At 73.1% G+C, this 23,117-nt stretch carries 23 protein-coding genes and 2 riboswitches; of the genes, 9 read left to right on the top strand and 14 right to left on the bottom strand.

The window, feature by feature from the left end; genetic code table 11:
• Positions 1–139: 139 nt before the first annotated feature.
• Both BMZ47_RS24015 and BMZ47_RS24010 read left to right on the top strand, forming a co-directional pair.
• On the top strand, positions 140–1,030 hold the full coding sequence (locus tag BMZ47_RS24015; RefSeq protein WP_091864516.1) for a polysaccharide deacetylase family protein: 891 nt from the start codon (positions 140–142) through the stop codon (positions 1,028–1,030).
• Between the two features lie 219 nt (positions 1,031–1,249).
• Positions 1,250–3,247, top strand: coding sequence for an HWE histidine kinase domain-containing protein (locus BMZ47_RS24010; RefSeq protein ID WP_244536925.1), 1,998 nt, complete (start codon positions 1,250–1,252; stop codon positions 3,245–3,247).
• 164 nt (positions 3,248–3,411) lie between these two features.
• On the opposite strand, the gene BMZ47_RS24005 is transcribed toward BMZ47_RS24010, so the two are convergent.
• Together BMZ47_RS24005 and BMZ47_RS24000 are read right to left on the bottom strand one after the other, a co-directional pair.
• Complete coding sequence (locus BMZ47_RS24005) at positions 3,412–3,666, bottom strand: hypothetical protein (RefSeq protein ID WP_091864514.1); 255 nt, start codon at positions 3,664–3,666, stop codon at positions 3,412–3,414.
• A gap of 127 nt (positions 3,667–3,793) precedes the next feature.
• Entirely contained in the window at positions 3,794–4,624 is an 831-nt protein-coding gene (locus BMZ47_RS24000; RefSeq protein WP_230367217.1) for a TrmH family RNA methyltransferase, read from the bottom strand.
• A gap of 743 nt (positions 4,625–5,367) precedes the next feature.
• Between BMZ47_RS24000 and BMZ47_RS23995 the strand changes: the two genes are divergently transcribed.
• Both BMZ47_RS23995 and BMZ47_RS23990 read left to right on the top strand, forming a co-directional pair.
• Positions 5,368–6,468, top strand: a complete 1,101-nt coding sequence (locus BMZ47_RS23995; protein ID WP_007560538.1) for a replication protein RepA — start codon at positions 5,368–5,370, stop codon at positions 6,466–6,468.
• A gap of 137 nt (positions 6,469–6,605) precedes the next feature.
• A complete protein-coding gene (locus BMZ47_RS23990) occupies positions 6,606–7,250 on the top strand; it encodes a hypothetical protein (protein WP_091864510.1) in 645 nt (214 codons plus the stop codon).
• Between the two features lie 99 nt (positions 7,251–7,349).
• Here BMZ47_RS23990 and BMZ47_RS23985 read toward each other — a convergent pair whose 3' ends face one another.
• From BMZ47_RS23985 to BMZ47_RS23960, 6 genes are all read right to left on the bottom strand, one after another.
• On the bottom strand, positions 7,350–7,661 hold the full coding sequence (locus BMZ47_RS23985; protein ID WP_007560536.1) for a hypothetical protein: 312 nt from the start codon (positions 7,659–7,661) through the stop codon (positions 7,350–7,352).
• A gap of 258 nt (positions 7,662–7,919) precedes the next feature.
• Positions 7,920–8,597 (bottom strand): carbonic anhydrase, encoded by a 678-nt coding sequence (locus BMZ47_RS23980; RefSeq protein WP_050734673.1) that lies wholly within the window; start codon positions 8,595–8,597, stop codon positions 7,920–7,922.
• Between the two features lie 225 nt (positions 8,598–8,822).
• Complete coding sequence (locus BMZ47_RS23975) at positions 8,823–9,131, bottom strand: hypothetical protein (protein WP_007560534.1); 309 nt, start codon at positions 9,129–9,131, stop codon at positions 8,823–8,825.
• Positions 9,132–9,545: 414 nt separating this feature from the next.
• The gene (locus tag BMZ47_RS23970) at positions 9,546–10,412 is read right to left on the bottom strand and encodes an alpha/beta hydrolase (RefSeq protein WP_091864508.1); all 867 of its coding nucleotides are present in this window, start codon (positions 10,410–10,412) and stop codon (positions 9,546–9,548) included.
• A gap of 69 nt (positions 10,413–10,481) precedes the next feature.
• Positions 10,482–10,916 carry a GlcG/HbpS family heme-binding protein gene (locus tag BMZ47_RS23965; RefSeq protein WP_091864507.1) on the bottom strand — a complete coding sequence of 145 codons (435 nt, stop codon included), beginning with the start codon at positions 10,914–10,916 and terminating at the stop codon, positions 10,482–10,484.
• Positions 10,917–10,952: 36 nt separating this feature from the next.
• The gene (locus BMZ47_RS23960) at positions 10,953–11,252 is read right to left on the bottom strand and encodes a hypothetical protein (RefSeq protein WP_091864506.1); all 300 of its coding nucleotides are present in this window, start codon (positions 11,250–11,252) and stop codon (positions 10,953–10,955) included.
• Between the two features lie 159 nt (positions 11,253–11,411).
• Between BMZ47_RS23960 and argE the strand changes: the two genes are divergently transcribed.
• Both argE and BMZ47_RS23950 read left to right on the top strand, forming a co-directional pair.
• Positions 11,412–12,596 (top strand): acetylornithine deacetylase, encoded by a 1,185-nt coding sequence (gene argE / locus BMZ47_RS23955; protein WP_091864505.1) that lies wholly within the window; start codon positions 11,412–11,414, stop codon positions 12,594–12,596.
• A gap of 154 nt (positions 12,597–12,750) precedes the next feature.
• Positions 12,751–13,218 carry a DoxX family protein gene (locus tag BMZ47_RS23950; protein ID WP_007560528.1) on the top strand — a complete coding sequence of 156 codons (468 nt, stop codon included), beginning with the start codon at positions 12,751–12,753 and terminating at the stop codon, positions 13,216–13,218.
• 64 nt (positions 13,219–13,282) lie between these two features.
• Here the strand turns inward: BMZ47_RS23950 and BMZ47_RS23945 are convergent, their stop codons facing one another.
• The 3 genes from BMZ47_RS23945 to BMZ47_RS23935 all read right to left on the bottom strand — a co-directional run bounded on the left by BMZ47_RS23945 (position 13,283) and on the right by BMZ47_RS23935 (position 15,802).
• Complete coding sequence (locus BMZ47_RS23945; protein WP_007560527.1) at positions 13,283–13,888, bottom strand: glutathione S-transferase; 606 nt, start codon at positions 13,886–13,888, stop codon at positions 13,283–13,285.
• Between the two features lie 77 nt (positions 13,889–13,965).
• The gene (locus tag BMZ47_RS23940; RefSeq protein WP_007560526.1) at positions 13,966–14,217 is read right to left on the bottom strand and encodes a hypothetical protein; all 252 of its coding nucleotides are present in this window, start codon (positions 14,215–14,217) and stop codon (positions 13,966–13,968) included.
• A 208-nt stretch (positions 14,218–14,425) separates the two neighbouring features.
• The gene (locus BMZ47_RS23935; protein WP_091864504.1) at positions 14,426–15,802 is read right to left on the bottom strand and encodes an MFS transporter; all 1,377 of its coding nucleotides are present in this window, start codon (positions 15,800–15,802) and stop codon (positions 14,426–14,428) included.
• A gap of 331 nt (positions 15,803–16,133) precedes the next feature.
• On the opposite strand from BMZ47_RS23935, the gene BMZ47_RS23930 reads away from it, so the two are divergent.
• Positions 16,134–17,108: a LysR family transcriptional regulator gene (locus BMZ47_RS23930; RefSeq protein WP_208601102.1), complete on the top strand. Its 975-nt coding sequence runs from the start codon at positions 16,134–16,136 to the stop codon at positions 17,106–17,108.
• On the opposite strand, the gene BMZ47_RS23925 is transcribed toward BMZ47_RS23930, so the two are convergent.
• The 3 genes from BMZ47_RS23925 to BMZ47_RS23915 form a co-directional block, all read right to left on the bottom strand.
• Positions 17,092–17,505, bottom strand: a complete 414-nt coding sequence (locus BMZ47_RS23925; protein ID WP_091864502.1) for a GFA family protein — start codon at positions 17,503–17,505, stop codon at positions 17,092–17,094. The two genes, BMZ47_RS23930 and BMZ47_RS23925, sit on opposite strands and share 17 nt — an antisense overlap.
• 112 nt (positions 17,506–17,617) lie before the next feature.
• Positions 17,618–19,405: an ABC transporter ATP-binding protein gene (locus BMZ47_RS23920; protein WP_091864501.1), complete on the bottom strand. Its 1,788-nt coding sequence runs from the start codon at positions 19,403–19,405 to the stop codon at positions 17,618–17,620.
• A gap of 296 nt (positions 19,406–19,701) precedes the next feature.
• Entirely contained in the window at positions 19,702–20,037 is a 336-nt protein-coding gene (locus BMZ47_RS23915; protein WP_091864500.1) for a hypothetical protein, read from the bottom strand.
• 145 nt (positions 20,038–20,182) lie between these two features.
• Positions 20,183–20,286: riboswitch (glycine riboswitch) on the top strand.
• A 3-nt stretch (positions 20,287–20,289) separates the two neighbouring features.
• Positions 20,290–20,397: riboswitch (glycine riboswitch) on the top strand.
• Positions 20,398–20,464: 67 nt separating this feature from the next.
• Here BMZ47_RS23915 and BMZ47_RS23910 point away from each other — a divergent pair.
• Both BMZ47_RS23910 and BMZ47_RS23905 read left to right on the top strand, forming a co-directional pair.
• Positions 20,465–21,739 (top strand): D-amino acid dehydrogenase, encoded by a 1,275-nt coding sequence (locus BMZ47_RS23910; RefSeq protein ID WP_091864499.1) that lies wholly within the window; start codon positions 20,465–20,467, stop codon positions 21,737–21,739.
• Between the two features lie 191 nt (positions 21,740–21,930).
• Positions 21,931–23,064: a threonine synthase gene (locus BMZ47_RS23905; protein ID WP_091864554.1), complete on the top strand. Its 1,134-nt coding sequence runs from the start codon at positions 21,931–21,933 to the stop codon at positions 23,062–23,064.
• Positions 23,065–23,117: the final 53 nt, after the last annotated feature.

Below are 23,117 nucleotides of genomic sequence, written 5' to 3'. Positions count from 1 at the left end.
CGCGCCCCGCGCGGTCCCGTTTCCGACCCGGTACAGCAGGGCCGCCCGCCCGAACAGGCATGGCGGCGGATCGGCCGGCGCTGTCGGCGGCCCGGATCCGGCCTATCTGGTCGGGCGCCCCCGGACATTGAGACCCGCGATGGATGAGTCTGCCTCGGCCGCACTGCACGGCCGCTACCGCTACAGCGCCCTTCCGGACCGGCCGGTCTACGACTGGCCCGGGGGCAGGCGGCTCGCGGTCTATGTCGGGCTCAATCTCGAGACCTTCGATTTCGGCTCCGGGCTCGGGGCCGAGCTCGCCCCGGGCGGGCCGCAGCCCGACGTGCTCAATTACGCCTGGCGCGACTGGGGCAACCGGGTCGGGGCCTGGCGGCTGCGCGACGCCCTCGACGGCCTCGGCCTGCCCGCGAGCGTGCTGGTCAACAGCCGGCTCTACCGGGACTGCCCGGGCCTGATCGAGGCGTTCCGGGCCCGGGGTGACGAGATCGTCGGGCACGGGCGCACCAATGCCGAGCGGCAGGGCACCCTGCCCGAGGCGGAGGAGCGGGCCCTGATCGCGGAGGCGACCGCGATCCTGACCCGACAGGAGGGCCGGGCGCCGGCCGGCTGGCTCGGCCCCTGGATCTCGCAATCGCGGGTCACGCCCGACCTGCTCGCCGAGGCCGGCTACCGCTACCTGCTCGACTGGTGCCACGACGACCAGCCGACCTGGATGGCGACCCGGGGCGGCGGCCGGATCCTGGCCGTGCCCTATCCGCAGGAGCTGAACGACATCCCGGCGATCGTCGCCCGCAAGGAGACCGGCCGGCAATTCGCCGACGCCATCGTCGACGCCTTCGACGAGATGCTGGAGCAATCCGCCGCCGCGCCGCTGGTGATGGGCATCGCGCTCCATCCCTACATCGTCGGCCAGCCCCACCGGCTGCGGCCGCTGCGGGCGGCGCTCGGCCATATCGCGGCCCACCGGGACCGGATCTGGCTCACTACGGCGGGCGGAATCGCCGCGCACGCCACGGCCCTGGCGGGTTGATCGGCGCCGGGCGCCCGCTCCCGGGCCGGATCCCGGTTCCATCGGTCCGGATTGGCTATCCAGGCCGATCTGATCGGGTCTCGTCGAGGTCTTCCGGGCCCGAAAACGCGCCTCATCGTTTCGGATGAGGCCCGGGATCGCGATTTTTGCCCAGTCAGCCTTGCTGCCGCCATCGTTGCCCCGGAGGCGGCTCTATCCGCGTCCACCGATCACGCCCCGATGCACGACGTCCGCGACCCGTGCCGCCTCGCCGCGCCGGCCAGCTTCGTTTCCGACACCCCGCCGGAGGCCGGGTTCGCGGACCTCGTCCGCATGGCCCGGCGGGCCTGCGCAACCCCGATGGCCTTGCTGGGCCTCGCGGCCGGAGACCGGGTCCGGTTCCAGGCCGGAGCCGGGTTCGAGCCCGGCCCATACGCGCCCGGCAGCAGCCTCGACGGTCTCCTCGGGCGTATCCCCGACGGGCCGGGCCTGCTGGTCATCCCCGACCTGACGACGGATCCGCGCACCCGCGCCGACCCGCTGGTCGTGGCCGGCCCGGGCCTGCGCTTCTACGCCGGGGCGGCGCTTCAGACCGAATCCGGCGAGCGCCTCGGCACCCTCTGCGTGCTCGACCACGCCCCCCGCCCCGGAGGCCTCGGAGCCGAGGAGGCCGAGGATCTGGCCGCCCTCGCCCGGCTCGCCGTCCGGCAGCTGGACTTCCAGCGGAGCCGGGCCGCGCGCGACCGCCTCCTGACCCAGCGGGCGGTGGTGGCCGGGGTGCTCACGGCTCTGCTGGAGGCCGGCGACCGGCGGGCGATCCTCGATCTCCTGGTGGCCGCCGCCCTGGCGGCGGTGCCCGAGGCCGAGGGCGGCGGCGTCGCGATGCGCGAGGGCGCCGACCTGGTCTACCGCTCGGGGGCCGGGACCCTCGCCGGCCAGGTCGGCCTGCACCGGCCGCTCGCCGGCAGCCTGGCCGGCGCGGCGCTGACCGGGGACACGGCGCTCCTGAGCCCGGACCTGGCGGCGGATCCGCGGGTGACGCAGGACCCGCTGCCGGTGCCCGGGATGCGCGCGGCGCTCTACGCGCCCGTGCGCCTCGGCGGCGCGGTTCTGGGCATCCTCGAATTGCGCGCGGCCCGGGCGGATGCCTTCACGCCGGACGATCTGGAGGTGGCCCGGTTGATCGCCGGCACGGTCGCGGCGGGGCTCGCCGAGACCCGCGAGGTCGGCGCGGCCGAGGCCCGGCTCGCCACCGTGATGGACACGGTCCCGGTCGGGATCCTGCTCGCCGAGGCGCCGTCGGGCCGCATCGTCATGGGCAACCGGCGCATCCGCGAGGTGCTGGGCCACGACACGCTCTACGCGCAGGCCAGCACGGAATACGGCGTCTACGTCGCCTACCACGCCGACGACAGACCGGTGGCCCCGGAGGAATTCCCCCTCGCCCGGATCTGCGCGGGCCAGGCCGCCCGGGCCGAGCTGGAGGTCCGCTACCAGCACCCGGACGGGGCGCGCCGCTGGATCGCCATCCGGGGCGAGGCGATCAAGGATGCCGCCGGCGCCACCGTCGGCGCCGTGGTTGCGGTGTCCGATATCGAGGCGCGCAAGCGCACCGAGGCGAACCAGACTCTGCTCAACGGCGAGCTGTCCCACCGGCTCAAGAACACTCTGGCGCTGGTGCAGGCGATCGCCGCGCAGACGCTGCGCAACGCCCCCGATATCGACGCGGCCCGCGAGGCCCTGGCGGCGCGGCTGGTCGCCCTGGGCCAGGCCCACGACGTCCTGCTCGCCGGGCACCTTGCCGGCCAGGCCGAGACCGCCAGCGTCGCCGCGGTGGTGACGGGAAGCCTGGCGCTGCATCAGGACGGGCGCGGCCGGTTCGAGCTGAACGGCCCGGACCTGCTGATCGGGCCGTCCGCCGCCCTGTCGCTGGCCCTGATGCTGCACGAGCTCGGCACCAACGCGGTCAAATACGGCGCGCTCTCGACGGAGACGGGCCGGGTCGCGGTGCGCTGGGAGACGGGCTGCGACGCGGCCGGGGACGATGGCTTCACGCTGGTCTGGCGGGAGAGCGGCGGCCCGCCGGTGGCCCCGCCGAGGCGCAGGGGCTTCGGCTCGCGGCTGATCGAGCGCGGGCTGGCCGGGGCGGTCGGCGGCCGGGCCGAGCTCGACTTCGCCCGCGACGGGCTCGTCTGCACACTGACCGCACCGCTCGCCGGATTCCGGGCCGAGCCGTAGAGCCGGCGCGACGGCGCTTCCAAAGGGCTCACCCCCTCGGCGGGGTTCAGGGGCGGAGCCCTCGCGGCAGGACGTTACCCACTCAGAGCACCTCACAAAACTCCCGGTTCCCGGGAGCCCTCGCCTCGCACGCGACTGTGCGGCGGGAGTTTTGTGAGAGGCTCTCAGTCGGGGATCGCGAGGCCGATCGACAGGCACAGGGCGCCGACCGCGGTCAGGGCCACGGCCGCCTGGCGGATCTGATGCCAGCGGGCGGTGCGGGCGCGCTCCTCCGGGCTCGCGCCCAGCCGCAGCTCGTCGTCGAACCCCTTCACGAAGGACTCGAAGCTCGGGATCGCCCGCCGGGCGAGCCACAGCCACACGCCGACCGCGATCAGGCTGAAAGCCCCACCGCCGTAAGTTAAAGCATCGTCCAGCATCCGGCGCACGCCTCGCAGCCCACGCCCCCCTCAATGCGGTCTTCTACGGCAGAGGACTGGAATTGCCTAGGTCGCGGCACGGATTCGGCGCGGGTCTTTTTGTTTCCGGGCCGTATCCGGCCGCCCTTCAGGCCGGCGGCCGGCCCAGGGCGTAGAGCGTGATCGCGGCGGCGTTCGAGACGTTGAGGCTGCGGATCGCCCCCGAGAACGGGATCCGGGCCAGGATGTCGCAGCAGGTGCGGGTCCGCTCGCGCAGGCCCTTGCCCTCCGCCCCGAGGACGATCACCAGCGGCCGGGCGATGGTGAGCGTGTCGAGGCTCGCGGGCGCGTCGGAATCGAGGCCGATCCGCGTGTAGCCGCGCTCGCCCAACTCGATCAGCGCCTCGGCCAGGTTGCGGACGGTGACGAAGGGCACGTGCTCCAGCCCGCCAGAGGCGGATTTCGCCAGGACCCCGGTGGCACCCGGCGCGTGCCGCACCGTGGTGACGATGCCGGCGACCCCGAAAGCCGCAGCCGTGCGGACGATCGCTCCGACATTGTGCGGGTCGGTGATCTGGTCCAGCGCCAGCAGCAGGGCATCGGCCGGCAGGTCGTCGAGCCCGGGGGCGGGCAGGGGCTCGGCCTCGAGATAGAGACCCTGGTGGACCGCGTCCGGCCCGAGCAGGCGCCCGATCTCGCTCGGCCGCACCAGCTCGGGGGTGATGCGCAGGGCGTCGCCGAATTCCTCGGTCAGCCGGGCCGCCGCGTTCTCGGTGGCGAGCAGCCGGTGCAGGCCGCGCTCCGCGTTGCCGAGCGCCTGTACCACCGGGTGCCAGCCGTAGAGCACCGCGGCGCCCTCCGGCGCGCCGGATTCGGGCCGCGGCCCGGACCCGCCGGGACGCCCCCCAGGCCGGAAGCCGGGTCGGAACCCGGACCGGGGTGGGCCGCCCGGGCGACCGTCATTGCGGCGGCCGGTCATCGGAACGCGATCGGGGAGGGGAGCATCGGCACGGCCTTTCCAGACTGGGTCGGTCCGAGAAACCGGGCGGCACAGCCCACGTCAACCCGAGGCCGTCCGAAACATCGTCGCCGGGCTGACCGGGCACCGGATTCCCTGACGGACGCCTCACCCCCGCACCCCGGTCTGTGGATGGATCGGGTATATTCCCTTCAAACCATGTGCATGTCGACGGAACCGGATGTGTTCGTCAGAACGAACGAGCGCCGCGTTAAGTAGGAAGATTATCTAGAAGGAATCTTTCAGAGAGTCAGTTCGGAAGACTATATGCAGTGCCCAATTCCTCATCTGTGCCATGGGTTTAGGCCTGGTTTTCGTATCCGACTCTGCGTGGATGCGCATGCGACTCTGCGCGCCGGCGTATCGGAGTCTGCGCGGATCCGGCCGGTGGGCGCATGGGATTCTGCGCGGTCGCGTATCCGATTCGGCGCGGATTCGGGGTCGGGGCGGTGGAATGCGGGGACAGAATGCCCGGACCCGGGCGTATCGAACTCTGCGTGGGCTCAGGGCCCGGATCCGCGCGTATGCAACTCTGCGCGGCTGCCGCTCTGGAGATCCTCGCGACAGGCCTCGGGGAAGCGTGGATTGCCGGGACAAGCCGGATCGGACCGGAGCCCCGGCGGGCGAATCGTGGCATGGCAGGATCGGGCCGCCTCTCCGCCTGTTGGAAGGGCGTGCCCGCGTGCGGCTCGGGCTGAGGGGCGATGGGCATCGAGGAAAAGATTGCCGCGATCCACGACGCGGATCTGCGGGCCGAGATCGAGGCGGCGCGCGGCGGCTTCCTGTTCGCCCAGATCGTCGAGCACGTGCTGCACCGCCAGCGCGCGCGCGATGCCGAGGCCGCCGTTCTCGGGGAGCAGGAGCTCCGCCGCGCCCAGCTGTCGCGCGACCAGCGCCGCCGCGACGCGGTGCGCCTCGTCATCGAGAGCGAGCCGGCGCTGCCCTCGAGCCTGCAGCACATCCACTCGGTGCTGGCGCTCTGCGGCCTGCCCTATCGCGATCCCGGGCCGGTGCGGGAATTCTCCCGCACCTACGGGCGCAACTCGCTGAGCCTGATGGCCGGGCGGATCAAGGATCCGGAGACCGGCGCCTTCGAGCCCCAGGGGCTGCCCTACGGGCCGAAGGCCCGGCTGGTGCTGCTGCACCTCTGCACCGAGGCGGTGCGCCAGCGCAGCCCCACCGTGAAGGTCGCCGAGACGCTCTCGGGCTTCATGCGCGAGATGGGGTTCGCGGTGACCGGCGGCGAGCGCGGCACCATCCGGCAGTTCAAGGAACAGCTGAACCGGCTGGCCGCCTGCACCATGCAGATCGGCCTCTGGGACGGGCGCGACAGCGCCACCACCCTCAACGTCCCGCCGTTCCGCAGCCTGGAATTGTGGCGTCCGCGCGCCGGCGAGGGCGAGGAGGAGGCGGGCCGGACGGTCCGGTTCGACCCGGAATTCTACGAGACGCTGATCAAGCACGCCCTGCCGGTCGACGTGCGGGCGGCGCGGGCCTTCTCCGGCTCGGCGCGCAAGCTCGACCTGCTGTTCTGGACCGGCTACCGGCTGCGGGCCCTGCAACGGCCGCTGCGGCTGACCTGGGGCAACCTGCACGCACAGTTCGGCGCCGAGAACGCCTCGATCCGCAGCTTCCGGCAGGCGTTCAAGGCCGATCTGGCGCATCTGCGCGAGGTGTTCCCGCGCCTGCCGATCGTGCTCGACGATGGCGGCCTGACCCTGCACCCGGCCGATCCGAGCGCCCTGCTGGTGCCGCCACGCCCGGCCTCCACGAAGGGAATGAAAGCGCGCCGGCAGGGAATTTGAGGGAACGGAGTGAATTCCCTTTCAGAAGGGGTCAATTCCCTCATGCGTCTGGCTGCCGAGGCAATGGAACGAAGACGAGCTATTCCCTAGGCGTTTGGAACAGGCTACATGTTCCGTCCTGCTGAAGGGAACGCGACATGGGCCTGTCGGACGAGGAGATCGAGGCGCGGCTCGCCGCGTTGCGGCGGCAGCGTGAGGCGCTCGACCGCGAGATCGCCGATCTCGTGCTCTACCGGGAACTCGGCCGGCGGCTGAAGGGGGCGGGGAGCGGGTCGGCCGTCCTCGATCGAGACGAAGGCCGCGACGCGGGCCACGCCGCCCGTCCGGCGCCGGAACCGCGGCCTGCCGCAGCCCGGGGCATCCCCGTCGAGACCAGCCCGCCGCCCGGCTCCCGGCCGAGCCCGGCCGCGCCCGAGGCCTGGGACATCCCAGCCCAGGAGACCCGACCCGTTCCACCGCACGAGGAGCCGGCCGGGATCCCGCCGGCGATCGCTTTCACGGAGGATGCGGCGGCCGCGCGCCGCTACGGACGGGCGCTGGTGGAGGCGGCCTGCGGGGCGATCCTGGAGGCCGGCCGGCCGTTGCACGCGGCCGAGATCCTGGAGATCCTCCTGGCCCGCGGCTTCAGCCTGCCGGGGCGCGATCCGGTGGCGGCGCTCAACACCCGGCTGTGGAAGCGAGCCGGATCCGGCGGACCCCTGCGCCGCGTCGCCGAGGCCACCTACGCCCTGGCCGGAGAGGCCGATCCCCCATTCGAGCGGGACCCGGATCCGGAGGCTTGAGAACGAGGCTGGGCGCGCGGCGACGCGATCTGGCTTGCGGCGTCCCCGAGGGCACGGGCCCGCTGCCGCAAACCGCCGTCCCGGGCGTCGGGAGGCGCTTCAGTTGATCAGGCAGAAGCCCGCGCCGGTGCCGACGCGTCTCTCCTGCGCGCACCAGGGCTTGGGGACCGGCCTGAGCGCCTCCCTGGGCAGATCCGCCGGGCTCTTCAGGGACGCGGTGGTCTGGGCGGCCTCGGGCTCCGGGTGACGGAGGGCGAGGCTGTCGAGGGGGATGCGGGGCGCGGGGTCCGGTCGCTGCGCCTCCGGCCCCGGGATCGCCGCCACCGGTTGGACGCTCTCGGTCCGGTCCTGCGCCGCGGCGATTCCGGCCAGGGCCAGGCAGGCGACCGGGGCCGCGAGGAACCTGAACATCGACGAAGCTCCCTGCCGAAGACGCATGTCCGCCGGATCCCGGGCCGCGGGTCGACCGGACCGGGCGAGTGTGGCGGCGGCGTCTTAAAAGGGCGCGAAGATTCAAGCTTAACCGGATGCGAAGATCTTGGGTCGAAGAGGCTATACGGGCGGACAAAGTTTTCGGCCCGGGTCGTGATCAATCGTCGGCGCTGTGACATCCGGTCCGGGCGGGCCGTGCCCGCGTCTCGCCGGGCCGGCCGCGGCGCGGGTGGGCGCTTACGCGGCGCGCATCCGGTCCCCCGGCAGGGGCGACTGGGCCACGGGCATGTCCACCTCGGCGATCGGCCGGAACCGCCCGGTCGTGCCGTCATAGGCCAGGAGCGCGCCGGACTCGATCTCGAAGAACCAGCCGTGCAGGCGCAGGACGCCCCTGGCCAGGCCGGCGGCGACGCTCGGATGGGTGCGCAGGTTGGCGAGCTGGACCACCACGTTCTCCAGGGCGAGGGCCCGGTGGCGCTCCTGGGGATCCATCCCCTCGGGATAGGCCTCGCAGACGATCCGCTCGGCGGCCTCGGCGTGGCGCAGCCAGGCCGCGACGCTGGGCATCTTCTTCAGGAGGTCCGGCTTCATCAGGCCGCTCATGGCGCCGCAATCGGAATGGCCGCAGATCACGATGTCACGCACCCCCAGCGCCACCACGGCGTACTCGATCGCCGAGGAGACGCCGCCGACCACGTCGGAGGCCGGGGGCACGATGTTGCCGGCGTTGCGGCAGACGAACAGGTCGCCCGGGCCCGCCTGGGTGATGTGCTCGGGCGCGACCCGGGAATCGGCGCAGGCGATGATCAGCGCGCTCGGGTGCTGACCGTCGCGCACCAGCTGCTGGTACATCTGGCGCTGGCCCGGGAAGACGCTGCCCTGGAAGCTGGCGATGCCCTGGATGATGCTGTTCACGGATATGGCCTTCGGCGGCGAGAGATCGGGCTGTGAGGGAGGGGCGAACAGGGGCCGGCACGGGGGAGCCCGGGCGCCGCGCCGTCTCGGCGTGGCGGTGCGGGCCTTCGGATGGGACCGCCCGACCCGGGGTCTCGGGCATCATCCCGACAGGGGGGCTCTACGAATCCGGCGCCGCGTCCCGGATATCGGATGCGGGACGCGGCGCCGGGTCTCACGCGAAGGTCAGCGCCGGGTGCGGCGCTCGACATGCCCGGAAGCCCAGTGCGGATCGATCACGCTGCGGCGCGCGACCGTGGCGTGGCCCCGGTCATGCAGCATCGGGGCACCGAGCAGCTGGCCGCTGCCCACGCGCTGCGAATGCAGGGAGCGCGGATCGTGGGAAGGATCGCTGACATAGGAGCTCATGTGGCCGCCGCCGGCGGCCTGCCGGCTGCCGCCGCCACCCTCGCCGGCCTGGGCTGCCATCGGCAGGGCGAGGGCACCGGCCAGGAGGCCGAGGGTCAGGATGCGCTGGGTTGTGGTGCGCGTCATGTGAAGCTCTCCGCCTGTGTTCGTCATGCTGGCTCGGGACACCGCGTCCTGTGCCGATGAACCCAACATAGCTTCGAGCGATCCAAGTAGATGTGCGGATAAGCACAGTAGATCGATGTAAAATTTAATCCGATTTGCTGATCGACTTGGTGCGTGACCGCACGCGGCAACCCGAGGCCTGTCGGACCGATGGATTAACCGGCCCCGATCCGGTTCGCGCTGCGGGATCGCGGCCGCCCGGTCCGGGGCGGGGGAGGGGCGGGGGAGGGGCGGGGATGGAGGCGACCGGCTCCGGACAGGACCCGCCGAGGCCGGGCCCGTGCGCGATCTCACCCCTCCGCAGGGTCTTCCGCAGGGGCGGCGTGTCCGGCGAAACGGCGGTCCGTGCTGCCGCGCGGACGTCGGCGCGGGCGCTCAGCCGCCGAGCAGCGCATGCGCCGCCCGCACCAGGATCCCGTCCGGCCGACGCAGCTCGCCGAGCACCGAGAAATGCTCGGCCCCGGGGACCGGCAGCAGGGGACCCGGCGCATGGGCCGCCGCCCGCAGGGCGTGCAGGTTGCGGGCATCGTGGATCAGGGCCGGCAGCTCGCGGCTGCCATAGGCGAGGCAGAGCGGCTTGCCCACCACCGGCAGGCGCAGCGGCGACAGGGTCTCGACCTCCGCCTCCGTGAGGCCGAGCTTGTCGTCCAGGGTAGTCTCACGGATCGGCGCGAGATCGTAGACGCCCGAGATCGCGAGCCCCGCGGCGATCGCCGGGTGGCCGAGCTGCAGCGCGGTCAGCAGCCCGCCCGCCGACCAGCCGGCCAGGACCAGGGGGCCGCCGATCCCGTGCGCGGGTCCCTGGGCGCCGATCCAGTCGAGCGCCGCGCCGATCTCGGCTGCGATCCGGGTCAGGCTCGCCTCCGGGGCGAGGGTGTAGCCGACCAGCGCCACCGACCAGCCGGCGGCGTTCGGCCCCTCGGCGAAGCAGGCGAACAGCTCGCGGGCGCCGCGCTGCCAGTAGCCGCCATGGAGGAAGATCAGGCCGGGCGCCGAGGCGTCGCGGGCCGGGTAGAGGTCGAGGGCGTTGCGGGGGCCGGGGCCGTACGGGATGTCGAGGCCGGCCGGATGCCGGGCCCGGTAGGCGGCCGAGGCGGCGTCGCGGGCGGCCACCTGGGCGGCGCTGTCGGCCACCGCGCGGGTGTTGTCGTAGCAGGCGCTGCGCGCGTCCCGGTCGAGCTCGGCCCAGCGGCGGCGCGGATCGGCCGGGGTCGGATCGTCCAGGCGGAAATCGAGAACCATCGTGGGTTGCCTCCCGGCCTCCCGCCACACCATGACAGGCCGCCGGACCCGGGTCGAGCCGCCCGGTTCTCAGGCCGCGGGGTCGGGATCCTGCGCGCCGATCGCCCGCAGGCCGGCGCGGGCCACCGCCACGTCCTGGTCGCTGGCGCCGGAGCCGACCCCGATGCCCCCCAGGCAGGCGCCGTCGATCACGATCGGCAGGCCGCCCGGGAGGTTGGTCAGGCGGCCGCCCGAGGCGAGGGCGACCGTCACGGCGAGATCGGCCGGGAGCTGGCCGGTGGCGGCGCCGTTCGAGGCGGCGGTGACCGCCTTGGCGAGCGCGCTCTCGCGCGACAGCAGCTTGGCGCCGTCCATGCGCAGGAAGGCGAGCAGGTTGCCGTCGGCATCGACCACGGCGACGTTCTCCGGCACCCCGATCGCCTCCGCGTGGGCGATGGCCGCCTGGAGGACGGTCAGGGCCGCGGCATGGGTGAGCCGGGCGGCGGGGCGGGTGGGGGCAGGCATCGCAATCCTCGGACGCGGAGTCGGGCGGGGGAGGGGTCAGAATCCGGGCCGGGCCCCCGGGATCGTGCCGCCATAGCCCCATCCTGTGACGGGCGGGGCCGCGACCCGCTCCCGCGTCGCCGGGGGAAGGATGCCCGCGCGGGGCCGGGGCCTCTGCCACGACCGCCAGCCCCGGAGCCGGTCGCGCTCGGCCATGCGGGCCAGCGTCGCCTCCATGTCCGGTGCTGCGCGGTACTGCAGTTCCCGCGGGCGCGGGCGGGCCTCGGCCGGAGCGGGCGTCAGCAGCAGCGCCGCCGGCAGGAGGGCCGCGAGGATCGGGACGGACGCGGGGCGCATGGTTCGGGCTCGGCTGTGCGGGCTCTCCGGCGCCTACGCGGCTCCGCGCCGCCGGTTCCGGGGGCGATCCCCGGGGCAGGGCGGTTTTCGCCGGTCCGGAACTTGCGAAAACGCCGTAGGATGCGGGACGCCCTCCCCCGAGACGATGCGAGCCGCCCGATGCCGATCGCCGCCGAAAACCCCGCCGCGCAGGATCCGGTCGCGCTGCTCGAGACCCTGGTGGCCTTCGACACCGTGAGCGCCCGCTCGAACCTGCCGCTGATCGACTGGGCGGAAGGCTACTGCCGCGCTCACGGCGCCGCGGTCGCGCGAGTGCCCGACGCCACCGGCACGAAGGCGGCCCTGCTCGTCAGCGTCGGCCCGTTCGAGACGCGGGCCGGTTACGTCCTCTCCGGGCACAGCGACGTGGTGCCGGCCGAGGGCCAGCCCTGGTCGTCGGACCCGTTCGTGCTGCGGGAGGAGGCGGGCCGGCTCTACGGGCGCGGCACCTCGGACATGAAGGGGTTCCTCGCCGTCTGCCTGGCGCTGCTCCCGGAGATGGCGGCGGCGGAACTCGCCACCCCGCTCCACATCGCGATCTCGTACGACGAGGAGGTCGGCTGCCTCGGGGTGCGGCCTCTGATCGCCCGGATGCTGGAGCGGGGGCCGCGCCCGCTCGGCTGCTTCGTCGGCGAGCCCACCGGGATGGGCGTGGTGGTCGGGCACAAGGGCAAGTCGGCTTCCCGCCTCACCTTCCGGGGCAAGGCCAGCCATTCGGCCCTGGCGCCCGCGGGCGTCAACGCGGTGGAATACGCGGCCCGCTTCATCGAGCATGTCCGGCTGTCCGCGGAGGCGATCGCCCGGGACGGGGCCCGCGACCCGCTCTACGACGTGCCCCACACCACCGGCCTGTCGAGCGTGGTCCGGGGCGGCTCGGCGCTCAACATCGTGCCGGATGCCTGCAGCGTCGAGTTCGAGTACCGGGCGATCGGCGCCGACGATGCCGGGGCGCTGGCGGCGGCGGCGATCGCCTACGCCACCGACATCCTGGCGCCGCTGATGCGGGAAACGGACCCGGCCTGCGGCGTCGAGGTCGAGCCCCTGATCGACTATCCCGGTCTCGACACCGATCCCGAGGCGGCGATCGTGACGCTGGCCAAGCGGCTGGCCGGGCGGAACGCGCACGGGAAGGTTTCGTACGGGACGGAGGGCGGGCTGTTCGAGCGGCTGGGCGGCGTGCCGGCGGTGGTGATCGGTCCGGGCTTGATCGCCCGGGCCCACAAGGCCGACGAATACGTGACCCGGGACGAGCTCGCCGCCTGCGCGGAGTTCGTCCGGCGGCTGATCCGGGCGTGCCGGGGCTGATGGCGCGGCGCAGAGCGGCCCTCCCCGCGAGGAGCCTTCGAAGGCTGGCCTTGTCCCACTCCCGTCGGCCTTCCCTTCGAAGAAACCTTTGCGCCGCTCGCGGTTTGGAGGAGCGGCGGGCCGTGGAGCCGGCTCGGGAATCGTCGAAAAGCGCATGGCCAGCCTCAGCGTCGCGATCGCGTTCGGCGTCCGCCTGCTCCTGGTGCTGCTGTTCCTGCCGTTCAGCGCCCTGGACAAGATCCTCAACTTCAAGGGCGCGGTCGGCCAGGCCCGGCAGGCGGTGCACGCCACCGGGCCGGCGACCCTGCTGATCCTGATCGGGCTCGGGGTCGAGATCGGGATGTCGCTGTGCATCCTGACCGGCTTCGCCGACCGGGCGGCGGCCTTCGTGCTCGCCGGCTATTGCGGCGTCACCGCGCTGCTGTGGAAGCCATTCTGGGCGCCCGGCGATTTCTGGGCGGGCGGCAAGGGCCGCGAGCTGTTCTGGGATTTCCTGAAGAATTTTGCGCTGGCCGGAGGCTTCTTGCTGATCACCTTCGGGACCGGCGCCGGGACGGTCGAAAACTTCTTCGCCGACCCGCTTGCCTCGTCCCAGCCCTACGCGGTCCAGGCCAAACCGTAAAATCCGTGATTCCAAAGGGCCCCCGGCCCTTTGGCGGGGTTTTGGGGCGCGCAGCCCCGAGGCCTTATCCCTTCGGCACGGTGGCGACCATCGAGGGCCGGCCCTCGAACACCGCGTACCAGGCGGCGGTGGCGGGGCGCCCCTCGCGCCAGGCGAGGTCGGGGAAGCGCAGGTCGAGATAGCCGAGCGCGCAGGCGATCGCCACCGAGCCGATATCGAGCGCCGGCATATCCGCGACCAGGGCCTCGAACCGGTCGAGCGCCGCCCTGATCTTGCCGACCTGGCCGGCCTCCCAGGACGCCCAGCGCTGCGCCTCCGGGCGCAGGACCCGCTCGTAGCGGGTGAGCAGCGCGGCATCGAGCAGGCCGTCGGCGAGCGCCTGCCGGACCAGGGCGTCCCAGCGGGCCGCGCCTTCGGGGAACAGGCGCGGTCCGGCCGAGAGCCCATCGAGATACTCGCAGATCACCCGGCTGTCGTAGAGCGCGGTGCCGTCCTCCAGGACCAGGGCCGGGATCTTGCCGAGCGGATTGTGGGCTGCGACCTCCGGGGAGGGGCCGGTCGGGGAGGCCCCGGCGACCGTGACGGCGATCCTGTCGATCAGCCCGGTCTCGTGGGCCAGCACCAGCACCTTGCGGGCATACGGGGAGGCGGGGGAGTAGAGGAGCTTCATCGGACCGTCCCGGTTCGTGGCGACGCCTGGTCGAGGCGCTCGGACCTTGCACTCCTGCCGGCCGGAATCCAGCCCCGTCAGAGCTTCCGGGACATCCCGGAGCCGGCATGCACCACCCGGCCCCGCACCCGGCTCCGGCGCTTGGACTGCCGGCGCGCCCGCCAGGCGAGGATCCCGGTGGCGACCCGGTCCAGGAGGAGCAGGGACAGGCTGCCGATGATCGCCAGCACGCAGACGGCGCCGATCAGGACGCCCCAGATCCCGGGGGCCGGGATGATCATCAAGCACAGGAGGCCGAACACCGCCGCCCCGGGGATCCATCTCGCCATCGTGCTGCCTGTCTCCGATAAGGGTGTCATCGCGGGGGGAACCCTGGGAGGAAGGCCTTAATATCTGTGTTTGCGGCTATTATACTGACCCTATTGCCTGAAAATATGGTTTATGTTTGGTTTTATCGATCGATTACAGGTATCGGCCTTGTCTCAGCGCGTTTCGGCGCTGCGGGCGAACCCGGATGGCGGGGCGGAGGGGCCAACCTCAGGGCTGCAAAACCGCCCGCCGGCCCCGACCGAGCCAGACGGTGACGAGCAGCGCCCCGACCGTCACGGCCACCAGAAACCCCATGCCGGCATGGTAGCCGGCGGCCGGGCCGGCGGGCTCGGCCGCGCGGTAGACGGCGCTCGCCAGGGCCAGGCCGAGGGCCCCGCCGAGATTGTGCAGGGTCCACGACACGCCCATGGCGACCCCGCCCGCGGCCTCGCCGACGGCGCCGATCGCCGCCACGGTCGAGGGGCCGAGGACGCAGCCCCAGCCCAGGCCCATCAGGGCGAAGCCGGCGAGGAGCAGGGGCAGGGGGGTCTCGGCGGTGAAGAGCGTCTGCACGGCGGCGGAGCCGGCCAGCAGCGCCAGCCCGGCGCGCAGCAGCGGGCGGGGGCCGGCGCGGTCGACGAGGCGTCCGACCACCGGGGAGGACAGCGCCACCAGGGCGGTGGTCGGCAGGAGCGCCAGGCCGACCTGGACGGGCGCGATCCGCCGGATGTCGCTGAGATAGAGCGGCATCATGAAGAATGCCGCGCAGTAGAAGAAGGCCAGCGCGACGGTGGCGATGGCGGCCTCCCGGAAGAGGCCGTTGGCGAAGAGGTCGAGGCGCATCAGCGGGGCGGACGCCCGCGCTTCGACCCGCAGGAAGGCCGCCAGCAGCGCCGCCCCGCCCAGGATGGATCCCCCGGTACCCGGCGCCGTCCAGCCGGAATCGGGGATGCGGCTGATCCCGAACAGGAGCAGCAGCATCCCGGGAACCAGCAGGGCCAGCCCCGGCCAGTCGATGCCGCCGGGGGCGGGATCGCGGGATTCGCGCACGCTCAGGCCGCACAGCAGGCCGGACAGGGCGAGGAACGGCAGGTTGATCAGGAACACCCCGCGCCAGCCCCACAGCGCCACCAGGACGCCGCCCGCCACCGGCCCCAGCGCCAGCCCGAGGCCGTTTCCGGCGAACAGGAGACCGATCGCCCGGCCCCGTTCCGCCTCCGGGAAAGCGTCGGCCACGATGGCGGCCGAGGCCGTGTACAGGACGGCCGCGCCCAGGCCCTGGACGAACCGGAAGGCGACCAACTGGCCGATCGTGCCGGCGAGGCCCGCCCCCAGCGAAGCGAGGGCGAACAGGACGAGCCCGCCCTGGAGCATCCGGCGCCGGCCGTAGAGGTCGGCCAGCCGGCCGCCCACCACCATGAAGGCCGACAGGGCCATCACGAAGATCGTCACGATCCACTGCGTCTCGCCGACCGTGGCCGCCAGCGCCCGCTGGATGTCCGGGATGGCGGTGTTGACGATGGTGAAGTCGAGGCAGCCGACGAAGCTGGCGATCGCGACGCCGAGCAGGGCGATCCAGCGCGGTGCGGGGGCGGGAGAGGACATGGTTTCCTCGCTTGGGATGTGGACGGAGGTCCGAGGCGTGCCCGCTCCTGCCGGCCGCGCCGGGGTGGCGGATGAGGGCTCCGGCCGATCGACGGGCCTTTCCCTCCCCCTCCGGGGCCAGCGGATTCACCCGTCGTCACCCGGAAAAGCCGCGGGTCCCCTTTCCTGAACGGGGAGGGGCGCGTCGTGGCCTGCGCACGCGGATGTGTGGGCATCGGGACCCGCACGGGGCGTGGCCCGACCCGGGGCCGAGGCCCGTATAGCGTTGAAGGACATGCGCCCGGGGCGATATCCCATCCCCGGATTGGCGAATTCAGTTCGGAAATCACCGGTGACCATCGCGAGCGAGCGGCTTCAGGGGATCCGGGCCTTCCTGCAGACCGCGGAGGCCGGCAGCTTCACCGGGGCGGCGCGGCAGCTCGGCCAGTCCAAGTCGACCATCGCCAAGGCGGTGGGGCGTCTCGAGGCGCGCCTGCGCACCCGGCTGTTCCTGCGCACGACCCGCAGCCTGTCGCTGACCGACGAGGGGCGGCTCTTTCGCGAGAGCTGCCTGCGGGCGCTCGCCGAGCTGGAGCGGGCCGAGGCCGGGCTCGAGGCCCGGCTGGCCGACCGGGCCGCCGATCCGGTCGGCCGGCTGCGCATCGCCATGCCGGTCCTGTTCGGGCGCGACTGCGTGATGCCGATCCTGCTGGCGCTGATGGAGCGGCACCGGGGGCTGGAGCTGGAGGCTTTGTTCTCGAACCGGCCGACCCACCTGATCGAGGACCGGATCGACCTGGCGGTCCGGATCGGGGCGCTGCCCGACACGCTCGGGCTCACGGCCCGGCGGTGCGGCACGCAGCGCTCGGTCACCTGCGCGGCGCCGGCCTATCTCGACCGGCGGGGCATGCCGGAGGATCTCGACGCCCTGGCGGCCCATGACTGCATCGGGATCCTGCGCGACCGCCGGGTCGAGCCCTGGCGCTTCGCGGTCGGGGGCCGGCTCGTGCAGGTTCCGGTCCGCACCCGGATCCGGGTCGGCCATGTCGAGGCGGCGCTGCTGGCGGCCCGGGCCGGGCTCGGCCTCGCGCAGGTTCCGCTGTGGCTGGCGCAGCCGCTCCTGGGGGAGGGGCATTTGGAGGAGGGGCATCCGGGGCAGGGGCATCTGGGGCAGGCGCGTCTGCGGCCGGTCCTGGCGGCGCGCGAACCGCCCGGCCTGCCGATCCACCTGGTCTGGCCGACGGACAGCCTGATGACCGCCCGCCTCCGCCTGGCGATCGACGCCCTCGCGGCCGGGCTCCCGGCGCCTCCTAATCGGCCGGGATGAACCGCAGCGTGCCGGCCCGGCGGGTCGGCCGGCCGGTATCGTTGGTGTGGTTGACCCCGTCCATGACCGGCACCGCGGCGAAGTCGAACGGGCTGACCCCGTCCAGGCACGCCACGTTCACGGCGTAGAGGGCCTGGTTCGAGCGCCGCTGGTGGTGGGTGTAGATCCCGCAGCGGGCGCAGAAGAAATGCTCCGCCGAGCCGGTGTGGAACCGGTAGCGGGTCAGCGCCTCCGCGCCCTCCAGGATCTCGACCCCGCCCGCCTCCGCCATGGCGACCACGGCGCCGCGCATCCGGCAATAGGAGCAGGTGCAGCGGCGGATCGATGCGAAGCCGTCGCCGAGCCGCGCCCGGAAGCGCACCGCGCCGCAATGGCACTGGCCGGTATGGAGGGTCATGATGCCGGGTCCCGTCCGGAAACCCGACGGGGGTAGACCCGGGATCCCGACCGGACAATCCCTGAAACGCTCACGCGGCGCGTGAGGAAAACGCACGCGCCGCGCGCGGCCCTCACGCGCTCTCCGCCAGGACGGATTGGCGCTCGAACAGGGCCCGGTAGGCCCCGCCCGGGCGGCGCATCAGGGCGGCGTGGGGGCCGTCCTCGACGATGCGGCCGCGGTCGAACACGAGGATCCGGTCCAGCGCCTGCACGGTCGAGAGCCGGTGGGCGATCACGATCGCCGTGCGCCCGTGCATCAGCCGCGCCATCGCCTCCTGGACCAGGGCCTCGGATTCCGAGTCGAGGCTCGAGGTCGCCTCGTCCAGGATCAGGATCGGCGCGTCCGCCAGGAAGGCGCGGGCCAGCGCCACCCGCTGGCGCTCGCCGCCCGACAGCTTGACGCCGCGCTCGCCCACCAGCGTGGCGTAGCCCTTGGGCAGCCGCGCGATGAAATCGTGCGCGTTGGCGAGCCGGGCCGCCCGCTCGATGTCCTGCGCCGAGGCGCCGGGCCGGGCATAGGCGATGTTCTCGGCCAGCGACCGGTGGAACAGCACCGGCTCCTGGGGCACGATCGCGACCTGCGCCCGCAGGCTCGCCTGGGTCGCCGCCGCCACGTCCTGCCCGTCGATGGTCACCCGCCCGCCCGAGACGTCGTAGAGCCGCTGGATCAGCTTGACGAAGGTGGTCTTGCCCGAGCCCGAGCGGCCGACCAGCCCGACCCGCTGGCCCGCCGGGATCGTCACCGACAGCCCGTCGTAGAGCGGGTTTCCGTGGGCGCCGTAATGGAAGCGCACATCCGCGAAGCGGATCGTCCCGCCCGCGACCGCGAGCGGGACCGCGCCCGGCCGGTCGGGGACGCCGACGGGCTCGGCCGCCAGCGCGACCAGCTCCTCCATCTCGTTGATCGCCCGCTGCAGGTGGTTGATGTGGCCGCCGACCTCGCGCAGGTAGCCGTGCACCACGAAGGTGGTGGTGAGCACGTAGGCGACGTCGCCCGGGCTCGCCTCCCCGCGCCACCACAGCCAGAGGGCGGTGGCGACGATGGCGGTGCGCAGCGCCAGCAGCAGCCCGAGCTGGCCGGTGCCGCTCCAGGTGATGATCATCCAGGTGCGGTGCGTGCGCCGCTGCCACTTGGCCAGGAGCCGGCCGAGGCGCGCCTCCTCCCGGCCCTCGGCGCCGAAGGCCTTGACCACGGCGTTGTTGCCGATCGCGTCGCTCAGGGCGCCGCCGAGCCGCGTGTCGAGGGCGTTCGAGAGCGCGGAAGCGGGCGCGATGACCCGGGTCGCCAGGAGGGCAGTGGCGCCGACATAGGCGGCCGCGCCGAGCGCCACCACCGCGCCGAGGGCCGGCCAATGCAGGCCGAGCACGAGGGCGGTGCCCAGGAGCACCACCAGGGCGGGCAGCAGCGCCAGCAGCAGCGTGTCGTTGAGCCCATCGAGGGCCCACATGCCGCGGGAGATCTTCCGGACGGTGGAGCCCGAGAAGGTGTTGGCGTGCCACTCGGTGGAGAAGCGCTGGACCCGGGCGAAGCCGTCCCGGGCCATGTCGCTCATGGTGTGGAGGGTGAGCGGCACGACGAGGCTCCAGGCGACGTGGCGCAGCAGCGCAGTGGCGAGGCCGAGCGCCGTCATCGCCAGGAAGGCGGGCAGGGCGGCCGCCAGGGCCGCCTGGCGCTCGGGCCCGGTGAGCGCGTCGACCAGCCGGCCCGCGTAGAGCGGCAGCATCACCTCCGCGAAGGTGGCCAGCGTGATCGCGCCGGACAGGCCGGCGACCAGGGGCCAGCGCTTGCGCCAGCCGCGGACGACGAAGGCGAGGACGCGGCGGACCGCGCCCGCCCGCCGGGGGGAGGACAGAGACATGCCTATGCCCGACGCGCAGGCGTCGGCTCCAAGAGGCGCGGGCCCGGCATCGGATGCGACGCGGGCCGGCGAGGTCAGACGGGAGGAGGGCTCAGGGGCGCCGGGGCCGTGGGGCCGGGCGCGGCGGGAAGGCGGCTAGCCGATCCAGGCGGCGACGCCGGCGATTCCTGCGGGGAGGACGGCAACGACAGTTATCATGCAGCCCCTCCCTCGATCGAGCGCGACGGGGACGAGGCTAGGGGAACCGAAACCGATTCGCAACGCCGGATCCCGCCCCGGCGGCCGCGCATCCGCCCCTAGCCCGCGACCTCCAGGCTGCGGGCCGCGCTGACGAGATGGTAGAACCGGCCGTCGAACAGCTGCATCACCGCCTCGGTGGCGGCGTGGGATTCCGGGCGGATCGAGGAGGCCAGGCAGGCGTCGAGCGCCGCCTGATCGGGAAAATCCATCTCCAGGATCATGGCGATCGGCCGGGCGTCGGCATCCTTGGAGACGAGGCGCTGCACCCGCACCGCGGTCACCCCCGGGAAGCGCCGCCAGAACGGCTCCAGCTCGTCCCGGACCCGGCGGAAGAACTCGTCCTCGCGGCCGTCGCGCACCGTGCCCTCGTAGATCGCGGTCCTGGTCAGCATCGGGGCGTCTCCTCGGCCTCGACCGTTCAACCGGCCAGCGCCGGGTTCGCTCCCGGCGGGTGACAGGGCGGCCGCGCTGTCGGCCGGGACGGGGCGCCCGGCCTTCACCCGGTCGGCCGAATCGGGGTATCCCGTCTCAGCCCATCACGACGATGCGGGAGAGACCGGGATCCACCCGCCAGAGGGGGGCCCGGCGCCGACGGAGCAACCGCCCCGGAAACTCTCAGGCACCGGAACCGTGTCGTCAGGGCGATCTGGAGAGCGGTGCAGCGGATTTCTCCGTGGGCACCCGCCGAAGGGGACGTCCGTGCCAGCCTCGCCAGGGCCGGCCGGATCAAGCTCTCAGGCACCGGGACAGATGGGGCGCGCAACCGGCCAACCCGCAAGGGGCGGCCTTCCCGCGTCCGCACGTCCCGGAGTACCCATCATGACCCACATCGCCATCATCGGCGCCGGCATCACCGGCGTGACCACCGCCTATGCGCTCGCCCGGCGCGGCTACAGCGTCACCGTCGTCGACCGGCAGCGCTACGCCGCCATGGAGACCTCCTTCGCCAATGGCGGCCAGCTCTCGGCCTGCAACGCCGAGGTCTGGAACAAGCTCTCCACCGTGCTCCACGGCATCCAGTGGATGATGCGCCGCGACGCGCCGCTCCTGATGAATCCCACCCCGTCCTGGCACAAGCTGTCCTGGATGGCGGAGTTCATGCGCGAGATCGCCCATTACCGGCAGAACACCGTGGAGACCGTGCGGCTGGCGCTCAAGGCGCGCACCGCGCTGTTCGCCATGGCGGAGGCCGAGGGGATCGATTTCGACCTCAAAACCCGCGGCATCCTGCATTTCTACCGGGACCGGGCGAGCTTCGAGAAGGCGCACGCCGTCAACGCCCTGCTGCGGGAGGGCGGGCTCGAGCGCTACGCCGTGACCCCGGAGGAGATCCGGGCGATCGAGCCGACGCTGGCCGGCACCTATGCGGGCGGCTACTTCACCCCGTCGGACGCCACCGGCGACATCCACAAATTCACCCGCGGCCTCGCCGCCGCCTGCGCGCGCAAGGGCGTCCGCTTCGTCCACGACGCCAGCGTCGAGACGATCGCGGCTGGGGAGGGGGGCTACGCCATCGGCTGGCGTCAAGCAGGCCATCTTGCCGACCGGCCGGCCGCCGACGCGCAGGTGCTGCGCGCCGACGCGGTGGTGATCTGCGCGGGCTGCGCCAGCCGGCGCTTCGCCGCGATGCTCGGGGATCGGGTCAACGTCTACCCGGTGAAGGGCTACTCGATCACCGTCAACCTGCTGACCCCGCAGGCGCAGAAGGCGGCCCCGGAGGTCAGCATCCTCGACGAGGCGGCCAAGATCGTCACCAGCCGGCTCGGCGACGAGCGCCTGCGGGTCGCCGGCACCGCCGAGTTCAACGGCTTCAACCGCGACATCCGCCACGACCGGGTGCAGCCGCTGATCGACTGGACCCGGGAGCAGTTCCCGCTGGTCGATACCGACCGGGTCGTGGCCTGGAGCGGCCTGCGCCCGATGCTGCCGAACATGCTGCCCAAGGTCGGCCGCGGCCGCCGGAAGGGCGTGTTCTACAACACCGGCCACGGCCATCTCGGCTGGACCCTCTCGGGCGCCACCGCCGAGCTCGTCGCCGAGGCGGTGGCCGCCGAGCACGCGCCGGAGGCCGTGGGCCTGGATCTGGCGGCCTGATGCGGCTTGGATAGTCCGGGGTTCCCAAAGGGCCAGCCCTTTGGCGGGTGATCAGGGCGGAGCCCTGATGTGGCAAGAGAGCCCCGCTCCGCATCCGCACAAGATCCCGGACGTCCCACGGCCGACGTGCCAGGTCGGATTATTATGTATACACTACCCGAGCTGCCCCGGATTCCCGAGCCGTGATGCGCATGCCCCCAGCCTATATCGACCCCGCCACCGGCGCCTCCTACCCGATCGAGATCCCGCGCTGGCGGGGTGATTCGGGTGGCCCGCTGATGATCTCGCCGCTGCCCGGGATCGACCGGGGGCAGATCGATACCGGGCAGCGCTCGCTCTGGCGCTACGCGGCGGCGCTGCCGGTGGCGGTCACGGATCCGGTCTCGCTGGGGGAGGGCTGCACGCCGCTGGTGCGCCGGCCCTGGCGGGGGCGCCAGGCCCATTTCAAGCTCGAATGGTTCGCTCCCTCGGGCAGCTTCAAGGATCGCGGCGCCTCCGTGATGCTGTCGATCCTGCGCCAGCAGGGCATCGACGCGGTGCTGGAGGATTCGTCCGGCAACGGCGGCGCCGCCGTGGCGACCTACGCGGCCGCCGCCGGGATGCGGGCCAAGATCCTGGTCCCGGCCTCGACCTCGCCGGCCAAGACCGTGCAGATGCGCGCCGCCGGCGCCGAGGTCGAGCTGATCCCCGGCACCCGCCAGGACACCGCGGACGCGGCCGTGCGGCAGGCCGAGGAGATCTTCTATGCCAGCCACAACTGGCAGGCGCATTTCCTCCAGGGCACCAAGACGCTCGCCTACGAGCTGTGGGAGGATCTGGGCTTCTCCGCCCCCGGCGCGGTGATCATCCCGTGCGGGGCGGGCAGCAACATCCTGGGCTGCGATATCGGCTTCTCGGAGCTGCTGCGCCGGGGGGCGATCGCCCGGCTGCCGCGCCTCTACGCGGTGCAGCCGGCCCATTGCGCGCCCCTGCATGCCGGCTTCGAGGCGGGGGCCGAAGACTATGTGGCGGTCACCCCGCGCCCGACCCTCGCCGAGGGCGCGTCCATCGCCCAGCCGGTGCGCGGCCGGGCGGTGCTGGCGGCGCTCCGCCGCTCCGGGGGCGGCACCGTGGCGGTCTCGGAGGCGGCGATCGAGGCGGCGCTGATGGAGCTCGCCCGCTCCGGCCTCTACGTCGAGCCGACCTGCGCCATGGCCGCGGCGGCGCTGACCGACCTGACCGCGAGCGGCGCGATCCGCCCCGACGAGACCGTCGCGGTGGTGCTCACCGGCACCGGCATCAAGGCGACGCCGCGCATCGCCGAGCTTTTGGGTCTCGCCCCGTGACCTGAGCTTTAGCGACCGCGAACCAAGAAGACGCCCCGACAGGAGGAAAACCC

Origin of the sequence: Methylobacterium brachiatum (genome assembly GCF_900113845.1) — a bacterium.
GTDB classification, from domain to species: Bacteria; Pseudomonadota; Alphaproteobacteria; order Rhizobiales; family Beijerinckiaceae; genus Methylobacterium; species Methylobacterium brachiatum.
Note: the sequence above shows the minus strand (reverse complement) of the source record. Positions and strands in the feature narration are given on the sequence as shown.

Coding starts and splice junctions, on each gene's coding strand:
- BMZ47_RS23990 (WP_091864510.1), top strand. CDS start 6,606: ATGGGCCTGTCGGACGAGGAGATCGAGGCGCGGCTCGCCGCGTTGCGG.
- BMZ47_RS24005 (WP_091864514.1), bottom strand. CDS start 3,666: ATGCTGGACGATGCTTTAACTTACGGCGGTGGGGCTTTCAGCCTGATC.
- BMZ47_RS23960 (WP_091864506.1), bottom strand. CDS start 11,252: ATGCGCCCCGCGTCCGTCCCGATCCTCGCGGCCCTCCTGCCGGCGGCG.
- BMZ47_RS24010 (WP_244536925.1), top strand. CDS start 1,250: ATGCACGACGTCCGCGACCCGTGCCGCCTCGCCGCGCCGGCCAGCTTC.
- BMZ47_RS23985 (WP_007560536.1), bottom strand. CDS start 7,661: ATGTTCAGGTTCCTCGCGGCCCCGGTCGCCTGCCTGGCCCTGGCCGGA.
- BMZ47_RS23905 (WP_091864554.1), top strand. CDS start 21,931: ATGCCCCCAGCCTATATCGACCCCGCCACCGGCGCCTCCTACCCGATC.
- BMZ47_RS24015 (WP_091864516.1), top strand. CDS start 140: ATGGATGAGTCTGCCTCGGCCGCACTGCACGGCCGCTACCGCTACAGC.
- BMZ47_RS23945 (WP_007560527.1), bottom strand. CDS start 13,888: ATGAAGCTCCTCTACTCCCCCGCCTCCCCGTATGCCCGCAAGGTGCTG.
- BMZ47_RS23915 (WP_091864500.1), bottom strand. CDS start 20,037: ATGCTGACCAGGACCGCGATCTACGAGGGCACGGTGCGCGACGGCCGC.
- BMZ47_RS23970 (WP_091864508.1), bottom strand. CDS start 10,412: ATGGTTCTCGATTTCCGCCTGGACGATCCGACCCCGGCCGATCCGCGC.
- BMZ47_RS23965 (WP_091864507.1), bottom strand. CDS start 10,916: ATGCCTGCCCCCACCCGCCCCGCCGCCCGGCTCACCCATGCCGCGGCC.
- BMZ47_RS23920 (WP_091864501.1), bottom strand. CDS start 19,405: ATGTCTCTGTCCTCCCCCCGGCGGGCGGGCGCGGTCCGCCGCGTCCTC.
- BMZ47_RS23910 (WP_091864499.1), top strand. CDS start 20,465: ATGACCCACATCGCCATCATCGGCGCCGGCATCACCGGCGTGACCACC.
- BMZ47_RS23995 (WP_007560538.1), top strand. CDS start 5,368: ATGGGCATCGAGGAAAAGATTGCCGCGATCCACGACGCGGATCTGCGG.
- BMZ47_RS23935 (WP_091864504.1), bottom strand. CDS start 15,802: ATGTCCTCTCCCGCCCCCGCACCGCGCTGGATCGCCCTGCTCGGCGTC.
- BMZ47_RS23950 (WP_007560528.1), top strand. CDS start 12,751: ATGGCCAGCCTCAGCGTCGCGATCGCGTTCGGCGTCCGCCTGCTCCTG.
- argE (WP_091864505.1), top strand. CDS start 11,412: ATGCCGATCGCCGCCGAAAACCCCGCCGCGCAGGATCCGGTCGCGCTG.
- BMZ47_RS23975 (WP_007560534.1), bottom strand. CDS start 9,131: ATGACGCGCACCACAACCCAGCGCATCCTGACCCTCGGCCTCCTGGCC.
- BMZ47_RS24000 (WP_230367217.1), bottom strand. CDS start 4,624: ATGACCGGCCGCCGCAATGACGGTCGCCCGGGCGGCCCACCCCGGTCC.
- BMZ47_RS23925 (WP_091864502.1), bottom strand. CDS start 17,505: ATGACCCTCCATACCGGCCAGTGCCATTGCGGCGCGGTGCGCTTCCGG.
- BMZ47_RS23940 (WP_007560526.1), bottom strand. CDS start 14,217: ATGGCGAGATGGATCCCCGGGGCGGCGGTGTTCGGCCTCCTGTGCTTG.